At 34.1% G+C, this 19,273-nt stretch carries 20 protein-coding genes and 1 tRNA gene; 13 read left to right on the forward strand and 8 right to left on the reverse strand.

The window, feature by feature from the left end; all coding sequences use genetic code 11:
* Genes gatC through AA80_RS01360 form a run of 3 tightly spaced genes read right to left on the reverse strand, consistent with a single transcriptional unit; the run spans position 1 to position 1,173 of the window.
* Entirely contained in the window at positions 1–303 is a 303-nt protein-coding gene (gene gatC / locus AA80_RS01350) for an Asp-tRNA(Asn)/Glu-tRNA(Gln) amidotransferase subunit GatC (RefSeq protein WP_103876078.1), read from the reverse strand.
* A gap of 17 nt (positions 304–320) precedes the next feature.
* Entirely contained in the window at positions 321–710 is a 390-nt protein-coding gene (locus AA80_RS01355; RefSeq protein ID WP_103876079.1) for a hypothetical protein, read from the reverse strand.
* 10 nt (positions 711–720) lie between these two features.
* Positions 721–1,173 (reverse strand): hypothetical protein, encoded by a 453-nt coding sequence (locus tag AA80_RS01360; protein ID WP_103876080.1) that lies wholly within the window; start codon positions 1,171–1,173, stop codon positions 721–723.
* A gap of 194 nt (positions 1,174–1,367) precedes the next feature.
* On the opposite strand from AA80_RS01360, the gene AA80_RS01365 reads away from it, so the two are divergent.
* The 12 genes from AA80_RS01365 (at position 1,368) to AA80_RS01420 (ending at position 9,893) form a co-directional block, all read left to right on the forward strand.
* A complete protein-coding gene (locus tag AA80_RS01365) occupies positions 1,368–2,075 on the forward strand; it encodes a hypothetical protein (protein WP_103876081.1) in 708 nt (235 codons plus the stop codon).
* Positions 2,076–2,095: 20 nt separating this feature from the next.
* Positions 2,096–2,752 carry an N-glycosylase/DNA lyase gene (locus AA80_RS01370; protein ID WP_103876082.1) on the forward strand — a complete coding sequence of 219 codons (657 nt, stop codon included), beginning with the start codon at positions 2,096–2,098 and terminating at the stop codon, positions 2,750–2,752.
* Positions 2,753–2,861: 109 nt separating this feature from the next.
* Positions 2,862–3,098, forward strand: a complete 237-nt coding sequence (locus tag AA80_RS01375) for an FmdB family zinc ribbon protein (RefSeq protein ID WP_103876083.1) — start codon at positions 2,862–2,864, stop codon at positions 3,096–3,098.
* Between the two features lie 39 nt (positions 3,099–3,137).
* A tRNA-Lys gene (locus AA80_RS01380) sits at positions 3,138–3,213 on the forward strand.
* Positions 3,214–3,411: 198 nt separating this feature from the next.
* Positions 3,412–3,939 (forward strand): translation initiation factor IF-3, encoded by a 528-nt coding sequence (gene infC, locus AA80_RS01385; RefSeq protein ID WP_103876084.1) that lies wholly within the window; start codon positions 3,412–3,414, stop codon positions 3,937–3,939.
* A 34-nt stretch (positions 3,940–3,973) separates the two neighbouring features.
* The gene (locus tag AA80_RS01390) at positions 3,974–4,171 is read left to right on the forward strand and encodes a large ribosomal subunit protein bL35 (RefSeq protein ID WP_103876085.1); all 198 of its coding nucleotides are present in this window, start codon (positions 3,974–3,976) and stop codon (positions 4,169–4,171) included.
* Between the two features lie 39 nt (positions 4,172–4,210).
* On the forward strand, positions 4,211–4,576 hold the full coding sequence (gene rplT, locus AA80_RS01395) for a 50S ribosomal protein L20 (protein ID WP_103876086.1): 366 nt from the start codon (positions 4,211–4,213) through the stop codon (positions 4,574–4,576).
* 442 nt (positions 4,577–5,018) lie between these two features.
* The gene (cysC, locus tag AA80_RS01400) at positions 5,019–5,624 is read left to right on the forward strand and encodes an adenylyl-sulfate kinase (protein ID WP_103876124.1); all 606 of its coding nucleotides are present in this window, start codon (positions 5,019–5,021) and stop codon (positions 5,622–5,624) included.
* 103 nt (positions 5,625–5,727) lie between these two features.
* Positions 5,728–6,882, forward strand: coding sequence for a sulfate adenylyltransferase (gene sat, locus AA80_RS01405; protein WP_103876087.1), 1,155 nt, complete (start codon positions 5,728–5,730; stop codon positions 6,880–6,882).
* 283 nt (positions 6,883–7,165) lie between these two features.
* The gene (locus tag AA80_RS01410; RefSeq protein WP_103876088.1) at positions 7,166–7,435 is read left to right on the forward strand and encodes a metal-sensing transcriptional repressor; all 270 of its coding nucleotides are present in this window, start codon (positions 7,166–7,168) and stop codon (positions 7,433–7,435) included.
* Positions 7,436–7,452: 17 nt separating this feature from the next.
* Complete coding sequence (locus AA80_RS01415) at positions 7,453–9,672, forward strand: heavy metal translocating P-type ATPase (protein WP_103876089.1); 2,220 nt, start codon at positions 7,453–7,455, stop codon at positions 9,670–9,672.
* A gap of 11 nt (positions 9,673–9,683) precedes the next feature.
* The gene (locus AA80_RS01420; RefSeq protein ID WP_103876090.1) at positions 9,684–9,893 is read left to right on the forward strand and encodes a heavy-metal-associated domain-containing protein; all 210 of its coding nucleotides are present in this window, start codon (positions 9,684–9,686) and stop codon (positions 9,891–9,893) included.
* 88 nt (positions 9,894–9,981) lie between these two features.
* Here the strand turns inward: AA80_RS01420 and AA80_RS01425 are convergent, their stop codons facing one another.
* The 4 genes from AA80_RS01425 to AA80_RS01440 all read right to left on the reverse strand — a co-directional run bounded on the left by AA80_RS01425 (position 9,982) and on the right by AA80_RS01440 (position 14,208).
* On the reverse strand, positions 9,982–10,926 hold the full coding sequence (locus tag AA80_RS01425) for a diacylglycerol/lipid kinase family protein (RefSeq protein ID WP_166667764.1): 945 nt from the start codon (positions 10,924–10,926) through the stop codon (positions 9,982–9,984).
* 144 nt (positions 10,927–11,070) lie between these two features.
* Complete coding sequence (locus tag AA80_RS01430; protein ID WP_103876092.1) at positions 11,071–11,910, reverse strand: carbohydrate ABC transporter permease; 840 nt, start codon at positions 11,908–11,910, stop codon at positions 11,071–11,073.
* A 16-nt stretch (positions 11,911–11,926) separates the two neighbouring features.
* The gene (locus AA80_RS01435) at positions 11,927–12,799 is read right to left on the reverse strand and encodes a carbohydrate ABC transporter permease (RefSeq protein ID WP_103876093.1); all 873 of its coding nucleotides are present in this window, start codon (positions 12,797–12,799) and stop codon (positions 11,927–11,929) included.
* A gap of 95 nt (positions 12,800–12,894) precedes the next feature.
* A complete protein-coding gene (locus tag AA80_RS01440; protein WP_103876094.1) occupies positions 12,895–14,208 on the reverse strand; it encodes an ABC transporter substrate-binding protein in 1,314 nt (437 codons plus the stop codon).
* 218 nt (positions 14,209–14,426) lie between these two features.
* Between AA80_RS01440 and AA80_RS01445 the strand changes: the two genes are divergently transcribed.
* Entirely contained in the window at positions 14,427–17,495 is a 3,069-nt protein-coding gene (locus tag AA80_RS01445) for an alpha-mannosidase (protein ID WP_103876095.1), read from the forward strand.
* A 38-nt stretch (positions 17,496–17,533) separates the two neighbouring features.
* Here the strand turns inward: AA80_RS01445 and AA80_RS01450 are convergent, their stop codons facing one another.
* On the reverse strand, positions 17,534–19,270 hold the full coding sequence (locus tag AA80_RS01450; protein WP_103876096.1) for an NADH-dependent [FeFe] hydrogenase, group A6: 1,737 nt from the start codon (positions 19,268–19,270) through the stop codon (positions 17,534–17,536).
* Positions 19,271–19,273 lie beyond the last annotated feature (3 nt).

A 19,273-nucleotide genomic window follows, 5' to 3' on the forward strand; every position in this document is an offset into this window, starting at 1 on the left:
TTATTCTTCCTCGTTAATATGTATCCCCGGTACACTTAGAAAACCGTCTTTACTTTCTGGAAAGTTGTTTATTATTTCTTTTCTGTTATCAAAACCTTCCACTTCGTCTTTTCTTAAAACGGAAGTTAATGATTCAACCGGGGAAATCATTTCTTCAACCCCGTCAACGTCGATATTATCCAACATTTTTTGATACTCTAATAGAGCGTTTAGATCTTTTTTTATTCTTTCCTCTTCACTTGGGTTCAGTTCAATCCCGGATAGTTTTTTTAATTTCTTTATTAATTCGTTATTTATTTCCATAATTTATTGCTCCTTTCTCAATTCAGACCTAAAATAAGCTTTAATTTCTCATTTTTTATTTCAAATTTCTCTATGTTTATATTTTTACTCACAGGGTTTTCAGGTATATTGATAACAATTGTCTTGTCGTTTAATTCTACAAATTTTGGAAGCTCTTCTTTTTTGATCATTTTTGTAGGAATATTATGAAAAAACTCGTATCTACCTGTTAGTTGTTTAGGATATGTCTTTAATTTCAAATAGTATTTAAACATCAATACCCTGAACCTAATTTCGTTATCGATGAACTCTATATTCGACACATGATCAAATATTCTTTTTAGGAAGTGTAATTTACTGTTTTCTAAAACTTTTATCAGGAATTCTTTGGCTGCCTCTTCGTCTATTTCCAAAAGTATTTCTTTCATTATTCACCGCCTATTTTTTGAAGTCAAGAACTAATTCAAACTTTCCATCTTGAAGGACGAATCGAGAAATTTTTACAGATTTTAAAAGGGTATCAATAAAAGGATTTATTTTTACTTTATTGAAATCTATAAGAATTTCATAATCTTTTGAAGAAACAGCTTTGGTGAATTCTGAAAATATATAGAATATTCCTTCTAATATCTTTCTAACCCCTTCATCTCCACTCAATGATAAACGTAACTTCCCATTTTCTAAATCTTCCGGCTTTTCTAAAATTTTAATTAAAGATTCTACTGTAGAATCTTTTTCTAAAAAATTAACCTCCATTTGAAAATTCATTCCATCTTCCCTCAATTGTACATTCAAATTTTTTAGACCTTGTACTTGAGTATTTTCTTCTATAACTTTATCTATCAAACCGTTAATGAATTCTTCATCAACTTCGATTCTTAAACTTCCCAATTTAATTCCTCCTTCTAACTTTTGATTTTTTCTTTTTCAAAAATATTTTGTTCCTTTTCACACCAATTAAAGGTCCTGAAATCTTTTTTAAAATTATACCATAAAATTCATTTTATCAATCAAAATTATGTGGTACAATTAGTTGGTTTAAGATTTAAAAATACTGCTTTAATTACAAAAGAGGTGAAATTCATATGGCTCCTCCAGATTTTATCAGCAACGAAGCTTTCACAAATCTTTATTTATTACTTGTTAATTCAGTCTATATTTTGTTGCCCTTATCTCTAATACTTTTGCTTTTTTCAAAGATTTCTTTTAAAGTTACTATTTTTCTTTTGGGTGTTTATGGGTCTTATTCCATAGTCATACCTTATTTGCTAAAAATCCCGTTAATTAGTAATTTTGTTCTTACGTTTGGTGATTACAGTTTTTTTATTTATTTGATATTTAGTTTGATCTTCGGCTTTGTATTCTATCATCTGGTTAATATAGCCTTTGTAGTTGGTGGTTTTCTCTTAGGGGGCTTGGTTGGTTATTCAATAGGAACTTTTATCATCTCTTCAAATGGAGAATGGTTGAATAATCTACCTTTTCCCGTTTCGTACATTCCCTGGATAATTTTTACTATCTTAGGTGTGATTGTTGCGATAATCTTTTCAAAGAATTATCAGTCAATTATTTCAATCATTTCTGTAATATTTGGTAGTTTTATCCTGTCTTTTTATACCATTTATTTATTGGAAAAGCATACATCCATTAGCATTGGCAGTAATTCTTTACTAAGTGGATGGGAACAACTAAGCCAGCCTGAGTTTTTTGGAATCTTTATTTCTCTTATAATTTATATGATCTTAGGTTTTTTCTTAATTGTAAGATCCAACAGAAAAAAAGGTAATAATTGACACAATCTTGGAGGAATAAGATGATCCATTCTAACATAACAAATTCTTTAGATATTTTGGTCAATAAAATAGAAGATGTGAAACTTACAATTAAGGATGAAGTTGAAAGAAGGTTTGAAGAGTTTAAGGATATTGGAAAAAATGGCGATGAATTGGACTTATTCAGTGAACTATCTTTTTGTGTATTAACGGCAAATTGGAGGGCAAAGGGTGGCATAAAAGCTCAAAAATTAATCACGAAAGAAGGTTTCGCTTATTACAACGAAGAGCAATTAATATCAAAACTAAAAGAAGTTGGACATAGGTTTCCAAACGCAAGATCACGTTATATAGTTGAAAACAGATGGATAATCGGGAGCTTGAAAGACTTACTTCAAAAAGATATTTTAGAAAGTCGAAGATTTTTGGCTGAAAATGTAAAAGGTATAAGTTGGAAAGAAGCTAGCCATTTTTTAAGAAATGTTGGAAAAGAAGACGTCGCTATATTAGATAAGCATATATTGAGAGTTATGAATGATTATAATCTCGTGAAAGAAGTCCCCAAACCTTCTTGGACCGAAAAAAAGTACACTAAGTTTGAAAAAGAACTCAGAGCTTTTTCAAAGATCGTTGGAGAACCATTAGGGAAATTAGATCTGTATCTATGGTATATGGAAACTGGACAAATAGACAAATAAAAAAACTATTAACATACATAACATATGAAATTTCACATAAATTTGATACGCTACATTATGATTAGTTGTCATTTTTTATAAATAAATACAAAAAGGGGGAAGAATAAAATTGCCTCTGTATAAGTATAGATGTAAAAATTGTGGTTATGAGTTCACTGTATTGCATTCTATGAATGAAACACCTGAAGTTAATTGTGAACTATGTGGTTCAGGCGCTGAAAAGATGATTGGTAACGTTGGAATTTCTTTCAAAGGTGAAGGTTTTTATATTACTGATTCAAAAAAATCCAAGTCAAAGTCTTCTTCATCTTCGTCAAGTAAAGAATCAGATCAAATCGCTTCTTGACAAACAAATAGAGTTAAGGTATAATTAGAAAATGTAATAGGGCCATTAGCTCAGTTGGTAGAGCGACTGACTCTTAATCAGTAGGTCGTGGGTTCGACCCCCGCATGGCCCACCATAATTAATTTAATATTATATAATAAATAAAGAGGAAGTCACCCGTAGTTAACTTCCCACCCCGGGAAAGGATCAAAAAACCGTCAGGGGTACAAATTTTGAAAAAAGGCTCTTTGTTGAGAAAAGAGAATTTTTGTGTTTAGGAGAAAAGGGTGACATACCTGTCACTCTTTTTTTATTAGCCAAATAAGGAAGGTGATTGTATATAAGCGATAAAGTCGCTAAAAATGCAGAAATCAGAGCTAGAAAAGTTCTGGTAATAGATCAAGATGGAAACAAATTAGGAGAGATGTCAACAAAAGAAGCGTTAAAATTAGCCGAACAATCAGGAGTGGATTTAGTTTTAGTGGCACCTGAAGCCAAACCTCCAGTTGCCAGAATGATGGATTATGGTAAATATATCTATGAAAAAGAGAAGAAGGAAAAACTAGCTAAGAAAAAACAAAAAAAGCAAGTTCTTAAAGAGATGAAATTCAGACTTAGAATCGATGAGCATGACTTCAATACCAAATTGAAAAAGATAAGGGAATTTTTAGAAGATGGCTATAAAGTAAGAGTTGTAATTATGTTCCTAGGTAGAGATATACTTTTTAAAGAAAAAGGTAAAGAAATACTTGACAAAGTGATATCCAAGACATCCGATATTGCAAAAGTTTCCCGAGGGGCAAAATTATTGGGTAAAGATATGGATATTATCTTAGAACCAATCACTGAGGACAAAAAATAAGTAATCTATATTCTAAAAATTAGGAGGAATCAAGATGCCTAAATTAAAAACAAAAGGATCAGCAAAAAAAAGGTTCAAAGTCACTAGCAGCGGAAAAATTCTTCGACATAGAAACAATGTTGGGCATAATACAGGCTTCAAGAAAAGCAGCCATATGAGAAGACTTAAAAAAGAGGTTGAAGTACCTAAGGAAATATCGGATAAAGCCAAGAAATCACTTGGACTAAAATAATGATTTGAATTAAACTTAAGTTAAAGGAGTGTATAAAAGATGAGAATTAAAAGATCTGTTTCTTCTCGCAAAAAAAGAAAAAAATATTTGAAAGCGGCCAAAGGTTATAGAGGCGCAGTGAGTAGACGTTATTCATTAGCAAAACAACAATATTATAAATCTGGGAAATACTCTTATGCAGGTAGAAAAAACAAAAAAAGAGATTACAGAAACCTTTGGATAACACGAATCAATGCTGCTGCCAGAGCACAAGGATTGAAGTATAATGAGTTAATTCATGGTTTAAAATTGGCTAACGTCGAAATAAACAGAAAAATGCTTTCTGAACTTGCCGTAAACGATCCAGATGGGTTCAATGAATACGTAAATATTGCTAAACAATCTTTAGCTGAAAGTGTACAATAAATAATTAAAAACTAATATCAGGGCGAATCCAATCGCCCTTATTTTTTTACTCACAATGGATTTTACTTCCGTTTTCAACCTAACCCCGCAAATGATCTGGCGTGTTAACTTGACTGTACCCTCTAATTAGAGTATAATCTTCTTGACAGAGTGCTTTTATTAAGAATTATGGATTAAGTTAACACTTTAGAAATAAAAGATTTTCAAAAATAAGACTTTGATTTTAAAAGGGTAACATGGCGGAGCACTTTTGCTGATCTGTGCAAAACGCTTTTATAATGCTTTAGAAATAATTTCCATGTTCTCATTTGCGAAGCAAATGATGTTACGCAAATTTGGGGTTTTTAAGGGGTTTACCCCTCTACGGTCCGGCGAAGGAGAGCTGAAACAAGCTTCAGAGCTTCTAAAAATACTAGAAGATAAAGCTTTAGGAGGTATAAAAGTGGAGAGAAAAAAGAGCGAAAATGTTGTATGGCATGCTGGGAAGGTAAAAAAAGAAGATAGAGAAAGATTTTTAGGACAAAAAGGAGTAATCCTTTGGTTTACGGGGTTATCTGGATCTGGAAAATCAACCATAGCCCATGAATTGGAAGAAAGATTGTTGAAAATGGGAAAATTGTCGTATGTTTTAGACGGAGATAACATCAGGCATGGTTTAAATGGTGATTTAGGATTCTCACCGGAAGATAGAGAAGAAAATATTAGAAGGATAGGAGAGGTTGCAAAGTTATTTGCAGATCTTGGGATAATTACTATGACCGCCTTCATTTCTCCATACCAAAAAGATAGGCAGAGGGTAAGAGAGCTAGTAAAAGATGGTGAATTCATAGAGATATACGTAAAATGTCCAATTGATGAATTGAAAAACAGGGACCCAAAAGGTATGTACGAAAAAGCGATAAAGGGAGAAATAAAAAATTTTACCGGGATTTCTGCTCCCTACGAAGAACCCGAAAATCCCGAGTTAATTTTGAACACCGATTCAGAAAGCATAGATGAATCGGTTGAAAAGGTTATTGAATATTTGAGAAACAAAGATATTATCTGATTGCAGTCTTGTGCAAAAAGTTTTTTAAAATAAACTTTGATTTTGAATTTGGGGATCTTAAAGGAGCGAAGCCCCTTAACGTCTAATTATGGAGGTCTAAAAAATGATTGAGCCACACGGTGGAAAATTGGTCAACAAGATAGCTACTGAAGAAGAAAAAAAAGAATGGTTAAAAAGGTCAAAAGAGTTGAAAAGTGTAGGTGTAACTTATTTTGATCTATCTGAGTTAGAAAACATTGCAACAGGTTTATTCAGCCCTTTAGAAGGGTTTATGACAAAAGAAGATTACATTTCTGTTTTAAACAACATGAGATTATCTAACGGAACGGTATGGTCTATTCCAATAATTCTATCGGTAAAAAAAGAGATTGCAGACGAATTAAAAGTGGGAGAAGATGTATTGATAAAGAACCAAGAAGATTCAAAAGAGTACGCCATACTACATCTTCAAGAAAAGTTTGAAAGAAGAAAAGAAGAAGAGGCGTTGAAGGTTTACAAAACCCAAGACGAAACCCATCCTGGGGTGAAGTTTTTATACGAGCAAGGAGAAATAGCATTAGGTGGGGAGATTACCTTACTCAACAGGATAGAGCACGAAAACTTTCAAGAGTTCAGATTCGACCCAAAAGATACAAGAAAGATATTCTCTGAAAAAGGTTGGAAAACGATAGTAGCCTTTCAAACGAGAAATCCCATACACAGGGCACACGAGTATTTACAAAAAACAGCGCTTGAAATCGTCGATGGTTTGTTCTTAAACCCGTTGGTGGGAAAAACAAAAGATGAAGACATTCCTTCTGATGTGAGGATGAAATCCTACGAAGTTATACTGGACAAGTACTACCCAAAAGAAAGGGTATTTTTAGGGGTATTTCCTGTTAACATGAGATACGCTGGACCAAAAGAAGCGATCTTTCATGCGATATGTAGAAAGAACTATGGATGTACACATTTTATTGTAGGAAGAGACCATGCAGGTGTTGGGAATTACTATGGAACTTACGAAGCTCAAGAGATATTTGACCAGTTTAAACCCGAAGAGATAGGGATAGTACCACTAAAATTCGAACATGCATTTTATTGCAAAAAATGTGAAAACATGGCAACGGCAAAAACATGTCCACACGGAAAAGAAGACCATGTGTTCCTCAGTGGGACAAAGGTAAGGGAGATGCTTTCAAAAGGAGAAAAACCACCAAAAGAGTTCACAAGAGCCGAAGTTGCAGAAATACTAATGGAATACTATATGAACAAATGATTTAGTTAATTTTTAGATAACACATTGGATTGTTGGAAAATATACAAGGCGTCTGCATAAGGCGTCTTTTTTATTTTACAAAACAATACTTAGGCTTTTTACCAAAAAATCAATTTTGTGGGATTATATCACTAACTTTAGAGTTACTTACTCACGAGTTAGTAACTTGCGAGTAAGTAATTAGGTTTACTGTTTTGACAATCCATATTAATTTGATCGTAACAAAAATAGTTTATAATTTTTTTACCCTCCCCTGGTGGGATGGATAAAAGGAGGTGATTTTATGAAACATGAAAAGGCTCTTAGAAAACTTAAAACAGCGCGTGGACAGATTGATGCAGCTATAAAAATGATTGAAGAAGAAAGATACTGTATTGATATATCTAAGCAACTGTTAGCCACAATTTCCCTTTTAAAAAATGCTCACTCTGAAATATTGAAAAAACACATAGAAACGTGCGTGAAAGATGCCACATCTTCTAACGATGCCGAAGAAATCAATGTAAAATTGGAAGAACTTGAAGAGGTTTTCGATTATCTCAAAAAAACTTAGAAAAGGTGGTGTAGTAAATGAGTGAAGTCAAAGAAAAATCGTTAGAACCAACAAATTCTCAAGAAAAATTCGACGAAAATAATAAAGTATCATTCAGCGTTCAGGGGATGACATGCGCTACATGCGTAAAAAATGTAGAAAGGGCGCTTAAAAAATTAGAAGGGGTAAAATATGTCTCCGTCAATTTAGCGACAGAAAAAGCTGTATTAATATCACAAGAAGCTATTCCGATGAACAAAATCAAAAAGGCTGTATCAGACGTTGGATACAAGGTTTCTGAAGAAATGCCTACAGAGGATTTGATAGAAAAAAGATTCAAAGAATCACGCAAAGATATGTATATTTCATTAGCTTTCACGATTCCTCTTATGGTTCTTATGATCTTAAATATGAGTGGATTGAATATTCCTTTTCTGCTATTGATTGAGTTAATCGGTGCAGGCGCCACTATCTTAATACCGGGCAAAAAAACTTTAAAAAGCTCCTGGATCGCTTTATCTCATCTTCATACAAATATGGATACATTAATTTCTCTTGGGGCTATTTCCGCTTGGGCAACAACGATTTTAGCAATTGTAGGCTTAAATATTCTTTCTTTTGGTACTATTGCATCGATGTTGATTACCTTGAATTTGATAGGGAGATACATCGAAGCAAGGATGAAACATAGCACTTCAAGAGAAATAAAGCTCCTTCTTTCCATGAAAGTTGACAAAGCCAATGTAATTACTAATGAAGGTGTAGTTGAATTACCCATAGAGACAGTCAAAGTAGGTGATTTAATACTGGTGAGACAAGGTGAAAAAATTCCTTTAGATGGTACTATCTTAGAAGGACAAGCTTCGATAAATGAATCTATGATAAGTGGGGAGCCATTACCTGTATCAAAAGGCGAGCAGGATTCCGTAGTGAGTGGAACAATACTCGAATCTGGACTCTTAAAAATAAAAGTAGAAAAAGTGGGAGAAGACACATTCCTAAATCAAATGATCAAACTTGTAGAAGAAGCTTCATCCTCTAAAGTACCTATTCAAGCTCTGGCTGACAGAATAACCTTGTATTTCATACCAACGGTTTTTTCTTTAGCTGTCTTAAGCTTTATGCTTTGGTTTTTCCAATATGAAACATTTCAACCTTTTTTGATTAACGCTTCAAATGTCATTCCTTGGGTTCTTACAGATGCCGGCCCTCTATCTACAGCAATTTTTTCTTTTGTTGCCACTCTTGTTATAGCGTGCCCATGTGCACTTGGCTTAGCAACACCTATGGCCCTTGTGGCTGCAAGTTCTGTATCTGCCAAAAAAGGATTGATCATAAAAAATGGAGAAGCCATCCAAACGGCTAAAGATATAGATACAATTCTCATGGACAAAACTGGAACCTTAACTAAAGGCCAACCTTCAGTTATCGAACACAATTTAGATGATGAAACATTTTTTATTATTTCAGAAATAGAGAAAAATTCTACTCACCCATTGGCTAAAGCCATAGTCGAATACGCACATGAGCATATTAAGAATCAGAACATTGAAATCGAAGAAATAGAGGAAATAACAGGCAAAGGAATCGTTGGAACATACAAAAACAATGAATACTATATAGGTAAACCACGTGATGCAAAACCCTACCAAGAATTTATGGAAAACGCAGAGACGGTAATAGAGGTAAGTAAAAATGAAAAAATTGTTGGGTACATAAGAATCGCTGATGAGATTAAAAGTGATGCAGTAGAAGCTATAAAAAAATTAAAAGAAATGGGAATGGAACCCATAATGGTAACAGGCGACAACGAAAACACCGCCAGAGCCGTTGCTAAAAAGGTTGGAATTGATAAAGTCTTTGCAAATATATCTCCTCAAAATAAAGTAGAAATAGTCAGAAAATATCAGATAGAAGGGAAAAAAGTAGCTATGATAGGCGATGGAATAAACGATGCCGCAGCTTTAAAATCATCTGAGATGGGTATTGCAATAGGTAACGGAACGGATTTAGCAATAGAATCTGCGGATGTAATAATAAGCCAAGGAGAAATTTCAAAAGTAATAGATGCAATAAAGATATCTGAAATAACCTTTAAAAAAATCAAGCAAAACTTATTCTGGGCATTCTTCTACAACATTATTGCAATACCTTTGGCAATGGTTGGAATCCTTCACCCAGCTATAGCAGAGATTGCTATGTTATTTAGTTCCATAAACGTTATTTACAATTCTAGTCGAATTACAAAAAAACTATAGGAGGTGGAACAATGAAATATATCTTTGATGTACCAGATATGTCTTGCGAACATTGCAAAATGAACATAGAAAAGCAGTTAAAGTCTTCGGGTATTGTACAAGATTTCAGTATTGATTTAGAAAACAAAAAAGTTGAAGTTGAAACACTCCAAGAACCCGAAAAAATAGAAAACTTACTGGATGAAATAGGTTATCCCCCAAAATTGGTAAGCCAGGAATAATTTTTCAAAAAGCAGGAGCTTATGTGGCTCCTGCTAATATTATTAATTGATTAAATTTTTTACTTTCATATTTTTTTCAGCAGTCCAATCAATGCTCTATTGATAATCCACTTAAAACTTTTAGTCTTTGCGGGAAAATTTCAAAATACAAAGGAGAGTGGCCTAAAGATTCACCATCTACCTCTAAATACAGCTTTTCTTTGGATGTAATTTCTACCGATTTTCCTCTAAAGGTTTCCACAGCTTCATGATTTATAAAAGAACCATCGTATATTTTCCTTAAATTTGATAAAATTGTAGCAACAGATATCTTATCAACTACAGTTATGTCGAAAAGTCCATCGTCGTATTTTGCTTTAGGTGTAAACATCATCCCTCCTCCACTGTATCTACAAATTCCAACATTCAAGGTTAAAGCTTGATTTTCATAAACCTTTTCTCCATCAATTTTGATTTCAATATAGGGATCCTTGAACGAAAGTAAGGTGCTCAACAGAATTAAAGAGTAGGAAAGCTTGCCAAACAATCTTTTTTTACTTTTATTTGCCTTATAGGTGACTTCTGCATCAAACCCCATTCCTGCAACATTCACAAAATATCTTGTTTTTTCAACGCCTTTTTGAATATAACCAACCTTACCAACATCTTGCAATATAAAATTGTCTTTCTGTAAATTGCTTACCGCCTCTTCATAATTAGCAGGTATACCGACGCTTTTTCCCCAATCGTTACCAGAGCCAGAACCTATAGAACCAACTGATATTTCGATTGGATCGATAATATCCTGCGACATTATTGCGTTAACTATTTCGTTGACCGTTCCATCTCCACCAACAGAAACTAATTTTTTATACCCTTTTTTGATCCCTTCCATTGCCAAATTAAAACCATCGTAAGGCTTCTGGGTAAATAAATAATCAAAGGATATCTTTTTATTTTCCAAAATAGGATAGATATTTTTTGTCCATACTTTTAGGGCTTTACCCCCACCTGCTACCGGATTGACTATGAATAATATTTTATTTTCTTCCACAACAGCAGATCTCCTTCTTATTTCAATATTTAACTAATTTTTCTAAATTTTACCATAAAATGATCTTAACAAGAAAGCAAATCAAAAAAACCCCATTTGGGGTTTTGTTGGTTAAATAATTATTTAATTTTGTTAAAACCTACTTCATTCTTTAAGCCCACTATTTACCAAACTTTTTACAAACAAATCTTGAAGTAGAAAAAATATTATAAGGGTAGGTAAAGCAACTAACAGTGTCCCTGCCATTATCACTCCCCAATTGTTACTGGACTCTCCTGAGATCATCATCTTTACGCCAACCTGTACCGTCCTCATGTCATCTTGCATGGTAACTATCAAAGGCCAAAGATACATATTCCATGCATAAACAAAATTAATAATAGCCGCCCCAGCGATTATTGGCCCAGACAAAGGTACAAGCACCTTGAAAAAATATTGCATAGCTGAAGCACCATCTATTTTTGCTGCATCCTCTAAAGAGCGAGGAATCGTCATAAAATGTTGCCTAAATAGGAATGTATTGGTTGCTGAAGCGGTAAAAGGTATTATCAACGCCCAGTAGGTGTTAACCCAACCCAGATTTGACATCAGCATAAACAAAGGTAAAATCATAACCGTTTCTGCTGGCAAAAATAAAGTTACAAATAGTGTGGAAAACAATATGTTCTTTCCTTTAAATTGAAAAGAAGAAAAAGCATAAGCAGCCAATGTTCCTGTTATTAACTTTCCTAATGTTGTAAATGAAGCCACCAGCAAAGAATTGAACAACATTCTGCCCATTGGAACAAGTTGTATAGCTGTAATGTAATTTTTAAAATTGATACTTGAAGGAAAAAACTTAGGTGGATAAGAGAAAACCTCCGTTGGTTCCATAAAACTCATGGAAATTGCAAGTATGAAAGGTAAAAACATGAAAAAAGATTCAATTATTAAACCTATCTCTACAAAAACATAATTAACTTTTTCTCTGGTAGATTTCCTCATTATTGCTTGACTCCCTTCATTGATAATGAACCCTTTTCTCACCAAATCTAAAATAAAGAAAGGTGATAATTGACATAATAATAAATAAGATAACACTCTCAGCAGCTGCTAAACTTGTTTTTTGGAAAAAGAATGCGTCTTGATATAGTTTGTAAATTAAGGTTGTAGTGCTTCCTAAGGGTCCCCCTCTTGTCATAATGTCAATGATCCCAAACGACTCAAACATTCCATTGGTGATGTTCATAATAACTAAGTAAAATGTAATGGGAGAAAGTATAGGAAATTTTATTTTCCACATCCTTTGCCATACGTTCGCTCCATCAATAAGAGAACTCTCTATTATTGATTCCGATATGGACTGTAACCCTGCAAGGTAGAAAATAATTGAAAAAGGCAGCATCTTCCAAACACTGGCAACTATAACTGAAATTAACGCATATGGCACTTGATTTAACCAATTAATACTTTCTCCTGTGATTCTTGACAGAATATAATTCACATGCCCTGCAACCGGATTCAACATAAAGGTCCACAGCGCACCTCCAATAGTAAAGGAAATAACATAAGGAACAAAAATTAAAGTTCTATAAATTCTTACCCCAAAAACCTTATTATCTAATAATTGTGCGATCAGGTAGCCTAAAATAATGACTATTATTACCGTTGTAACTATATATATGATTGTGATCTTTAACGCATCCCAATATGCCTCATTCTCAAAAAGCTTAATGTAATTGTCTAAACCTGCATATATTTTCTTATTACCAAATGGTGATATTTTATAAAAGCTCATTAGAAAGGAGTTAATTGCAGGCCAATATATAAAAAGGGCAATAATTATTAGTGTCGGTGCAAGCAAAAGATAAGGTGTATATTTTCCCCACTTCATATTTTATTTCCTCCCAAAAAACCAAGGAAGAAAATTCTTCCTTGGATTAACAACATTTGAAATTCTAGACTTATCTTAGAGATTCATTTAATAGATTATTGATAGAATTCGTTATATTCTTGGATTAATTCTGTTACTCTACTTTCAGCCCAGCTCAGTGCCTCTTCAGGTGTCATTTGTCCATCAACCATTCTTTCATACGCTATTTCTATAGTCTCTCGTGTTTCAGGGAACACTCCAATAACTGCTCCAGCGGAGTTGAAATCTCTTTTAGCTAGCAATAGTTGCAATAAGGAAGTGAAGTAATTTGGGTTCTCAGCATAGAACTCTTCATAGTGCAGCCTTTGAATGGCATCTTTTCTAACTGGAAAATACCCTGTACCTTGGTGCCATCTTATCTGTTGATCTTCACGATTGACAAACTTCAAAAATTCCCAGGCAGCTTTGGTTTCTTCGTCTGTATGGCCATCTATCAACCATAAACTTGCTCCTCCAATAACTGGTCCTCCACTGACACTTATATCTGGAACAGGTAAAAAGGCTGTACCTAACTCGTAGCCGTTACTTTCTAACCCTTCTTGAAAAACCTTTACATCAGATGTAGAAAAGAAATTCATAGCTGCTCTACCTGAAACGAAATTTTGTCCGGCAGCATTCCAATCTTCCCTAGCTGTATTAAGAATTAAACCTTCTTTGTTCAATTGGTCAAACAGTTCAAATATTTTTAAACCTGCTTCACTATTAAAAACAGCCTCTGTCGCTCTAGCGGTTCTTCCGTTATCGTTGTTAACAAGTGGCGCATCAGCGGCAGCCATAAGTTGTTCAATTATCCATGAATGGGTAGGCCAAGTTAATCCGTACTGAACGGTAGTTCCATTTGAGTCTTTCTTTGTTAAAATTCTGGAGTATTCCAATAGTTCTTCGTAAGTTTGAGGAGGTCTATTTGGATCTAAGCCTGCTTCTTCAAAGAGCGTTTTGTTGTAATACAACAAAGCGGTAGATGAATTGAAAGGCATGGAGTACAACTTCCCATCAACTTTGTAATAATTTAATATCGGTTCCAACAAAACTCCTACATCATAAGAATCATCTTGATCAAGTAAATCTTGGACAGGAACTATGACACCGCTGTCTATCATCAATCTTGTACCTATTTCGTAAATCTGTACTATGTGAGGTGCATTCCCGGATTGTACCCCTGCAATAAGCTTATTCAACGTCTCAGGATAACTTCCTGAATATTGCGCATTTACTTTTATATCCGGATAAGCTTCTTCAAAATCACTCACAATATCTTCAATCAAAGCTATCCTGTCTCCACTCATCGCATGCCAAAACTCTATGGTTACAGGGAAAGACAAAACGCTTAACAAAGAAACCATAAATAAAAACATAACCGTCCTTTTCACAAAACTCACCTCCAATAAATTTTTGAAACTATTTAAAGACTTTACTCAGCATCTTCTTGTACTTCAATAGTACTTTATTTTTATTTGTGAAATATAAGGAAATATAAAGTTTTATTAAAACTAAATATTTCCAAAGTTCTTTTCTTGTTTTTTACTATCTTATCTATTAAGTTGTGTTATCATTAATTGGATTGCTATCTAGGAGGTCGAAATAAAACATGTTAGAAGACATAACCAAGAAAAAGTTAGAGAACGGATTAAGAGAAGTTAAAAAATCACAAACACTTAGTATTCTCCAAATTTCGCAAATGGAATACTTTGAAGACAAAGAAAGAAGATTCAAGCCTGAATTCAACGATTCAATAGACTGGAAAAAGATAGAAAAAGAGGAAAAGTGGGGAGGGTACGATAAGGTATTTTGGTTTAGAAAAAATATCGAAGTGCCTGAAAGTATTGGTGAAGAAAGTCTATTTTTGAGGGTTTCTTTGGAAAAAGATGGTGATTTGGACGTTATTCCTGACTATCCTGAATCTTTACTCTTTGTAAATGGTCAATTCGTTCAAGGAATAGATAAATACCATAAAGAGGCTATAATATCGCCAAAGATTGTACAAGGAAATGTATTGAGGATATACTTAAGGTCATGGACTGGCTTGAGAGGGGAATTAAATTACAGATTTTCAGGTTTGGAACTTTACAAAATAGATAAATATTCACAAAAGTACTATTTCTTAGCAAAGAATGTTCTTGACACAATCGATCAACTAAGTCAAAACGATATTGTAAGAGTAAAATTATTCAATATTTTAAACGAGTCTTACAAAAGAATCAATTTTATAAAACCTCGATCCAAAGAATACTATGAATCAATAAAAGACAGTTATAGTTTTTTGCAAGAAGAATTGAAAAAAATGAGAAATTTTAAGCTGGATTCTCCGAAAGTTGTTTTGACAGGACATTCTCATATAGATATGGCATGGCTTTGGACAGTTTTACACACAAGAGAAAAAGCACAAAGAACCTTTTCGACGGTTCTCAATCTGATGCAAGAGTATCCAGAATATATATTTATGCACTCTTCTCCGGCATTGTACAAGTTCTTAAAAAACGATTACCCTGAGTTGTATGAAAAAGTAAAGGGAAAAATAAAAGAAGGCAGATGGGAAGCAACTGGTGGTATGTGGATAGAGTCTGATTCCAATATTTCTCCAGGTGAGTTTTTGATAAGACAGATACTATTTGGGAAAAGGTTCTTAAAAGAAGAGTTTGGAATTGATTCTAAAGTTGTATGGTTGCCAGATGCATTTGGTTACACATACGCCCTTCCTCAGATAATAAAGAAAAGTGGAATGAAGTACTTCGCTACAACCAAAATAAGCTGGAATGAGATCAACAAATTCCCTTACGATACTTTTTGGTGGAAAGGCATCGATGGGACTAAAATTCTATCCCATTTTATTACGACTCCAGATAAGAACAATTATTTTTATACCTACAACGGTATGGTGGAACCTTTCACGATAAGGGGGATATGGGATAACTACAAACAAAAAGATATAAACGATGAATTACTTCTTGTCTTCGGTTGGGGAGATGGGGGAGGAGGCCCAACATATGAAATGTTAGAAAATTATGAAGCAATAAAAGAAATCCCAGGTTTACCCCAAGTGGATATGGGAAGAGTAGAAGACTATTTTGCGAAATTGGGTGAAAGAATAAGGGATAAAAATGTCCCAGTTTGGGATGATGAGCTGTACTTCGAATTACATCGAGGTACGTATACTTCACAAGCCCTTGTGAAAAGAGAAAACAGAAAATCAGAAGTATTGTACCATAACGCAGAATTCTTAAATTCTATGGCTTTGAAATTATTTAAAAATTTCGAATATCCTAAAAATTCTCTAAATGAAGGATGGGAACTATTATTATTAAATCAATTCCACGATATTTTACCAGGTTCCTCAATAAGAGAGGTTTACGAAGATGCAAGGAGGGACTTTGAAAAGATAAAGAGGATAGCTAACAAAGAGATCGAAAGAGCTATTTTCATGATTTCAAAAGAAATAAAATGCAAAGAAGACAGTTTGGTATTATTCAATACCACCCCCTTTGAAAGGGACGAGATTTTAGAGCTAGAAAACGGTAAAAAAACTTTGGTTAGAGGAATCCCCCCTTTTGGCTATAAAAGTATTAAGGTATCAAATTTGGAGCAGAAGCAAATTGATGAAAAAATGATCATAAAAGAAGATTACATTGAAAACAGATACTATATAATCGAATTCAATGAAAAAGGGCAGCTTAAAAGATTATACGATAAAGAAAATAAAAGGGAAGTACTAGAAGAGGGGAAATTGGGAAACGTGCTACAAACCTTCGAAGATAAACCTTACTTTTTTGACGCATGGGATATTTCTCCTTATTTCAACGAAAAGATGAAAGAGGTTACTGATTTAATCGAAGTAAAAGTAGAGGCAGAAACTCCTTTAAAAAGTGTTTTAAAATTCTCATGGAGGTTTTATGACTCAACTATCGAACAAAGAGTCATTGTGTACAACCACATAAGAAGAATCGATTTTGATACACATGTTGACTGGAAAGAGAAACAGATTTTATTAAAAACAGCTTTTCCTGTTAATATAAGGAGCACAAAAGCCACCTACAACATACAATTTGGGAACATAGAAAGAAGTACGACCAACAACACGAGTTGGGATATAGCAAAGTTTGAAGTCCCTGCACAGAAGTGGGCAGATCTTTCAGAAACAAATTACGGAGTTTCACTATTAAACGATTGTAAACATGGATACGATATAAAAGAAAACGTTATGAGACTCACTCTTCTCAGATCACCAATCGAACCCGATGAAACCGCTGATAGAACAGAACATATATTCATTTACTCTCTTTTACCACACGCTGGAACATGGAGAGATTCACAAGTAATACAAGAAGCCTACAAATTGAATTATCCTGTAATAGTTAAAAAGATAAGAAAAAACGAAGAAGGAAACCTCCCTGACAATTTCTCTTTTATCAAGGTCAACGATTTTGATGTGGTAATTGAAACCATAAAAAAAGCGGAAGATGATGACTCTATACTAATTAGACTTTTCGAAGATAAAGGCAGTCGAAAAAAGGAAGTGGAAATAGAATTTTTTAGAAGTTTAAAAAAAGTGGTTGAATGTAATTTAATTGAAGAAGAGGAAAAAGAAATTGCATTTAAAGATAATAAAATCGTATTCAGTATAACACCATACGAAATAAAAACCTTTAAAGTGTGGTTTTAATTTAAAGAAAAGGCGGATTTTCTCCGCCTTTAGTTTTTTTAAAGCCATTCTCTTTCCATATAATGCGTATGCAATAATTGATGTGATTTTTCGCTTCCAGGTTTTTCCAAATATTCATTGTATAGTCTAACAATTGATGGGTTTTCATGGGACTTTCGAATGATCTTTGATTTGTCAACAACATTCAAAGCATCTATTCTCTTTTTAATAACGTTGAGATCACCATGATGGTATGGTTGGCCACCGCCTCCGACACATCCCCCTGGGCAAGCCATAATTTCGATTAAATGCAATTCTATCTTACCAGATTGAACATCTTCTAAAAGCTTTCGTGCGTTACCTAAGCCATAAGCAACTCCAACTCTTAATTTTTTCCCATTAATTTCAACTTCTGCAACTCTTATAGACTCATATCCATGAAGTTGCTCAAATTCTACTTCTTTAAGTTCATTCCCGGTTATCCATTCATAAGCGGTTCTTAAAGCTGCCTCTGCAACTCCTCCCGTTCTTCCAAAGATGGCTGCAGCACCGGTAGATTCTCCTAAAGGACTATCGTACTCCCTTTCTGGGACAGCTTTGAAATTAATTCCTGCTTCTTTGATCATTTTTGCCAGTTCCCTGGTAGTCAATACATAATCAACATCCCTGTATTCAGGCGAAGTATTTATTTCTTCTCGAGCTGCTTCATATTTTTTTGCCAAACAAGGCATTATAGATACAACGGTTATATTTTTTGGATCAATATTATTTTTTTGTGCATAATAACTTTTTGCTATTGCCCCAAACATCTGTTGAGGGGACTTGGCAGAAGAAGGCATCTCAAGCAAATTAGGGAATTGATGTTCGATAAATTTAACCCATCCTGGGCAACAAGAGGTCAACATAGGTAAGAAACCTCCATTTTCTAACCTTTCTTTGAACTCAGTGGCTTCCTCCATTATTGTTAAATCTGCTCCAAAATTGGTATCGAAGACCTTATCAAAACCCATTAGTTTTAAAACACCAACCATCTTCCCAGTAGAAATAGTTCCAGGTTCGTAACCGAATTCTTCCGCTAAGGCTACTCTCACTGCAGGAGCGGTTTGAACTACAACATGTTTCTCTTCATTCTCCAATTCTTTCCATACTTCATCTATGTAAGATCTCTCAACTAAGGCACCGGTAGGACAGACAGCCGCGCATTGTCCACAGAATGTACAGGTTGTTTCTTCTAAAGGCAAGTCAAAAGAAGGTTTGACAACGGCGCCAAAACCTCTGTCTATTGCTGAGAGAACACCAACCGTTTGAAAATCGTTACACATGGTTTCGCATCTTCTGCACATAATACATTTGTTAGGATCCCTAATTATTGCTGCAGATATATCTTGATCATAATTAGATGTCTTCCCAAAGTAAGGATTGTTCACAACGTGCAGTTCAGCAGCAATTTTTTGTAGTTCGCAATCACCATTTTTTGGACATTTTAGACAATCTTGTGGATGATCGGATAACAACAATTGAACAGCTGTTCTTCGAGCTTCTACCGCCATTCTCGAATGTGTCTTTATTTTAATTCCTTCAAACACTGGTGTTGTACAAGCAGGAGCCAAAGTTCTTCTTCCCTCTATTTCAACCATACAGACTCGACATGAAGAAGGCTTATTTTCTATATTGACATCCTTTAAGTTCATATAACAAAGTGTTGGTATATAGCCCCCAAATTTTTGAACAGCCGTTAAGACGGTATCCTTTTCGGAAGCCTCAAATTCATTGCCATTTATATATACTTTAGGCATTTA

The sequence above is a fragment of the Petrotoga sibirica DSM 13575 genome, assembly GCF_002924625.1.
Lineage (GTDB): Bacteria > Thermotogota > Thermotogae > Petrotogales > Petrotogaceae > Petrotoga > Petrotoga sibirica.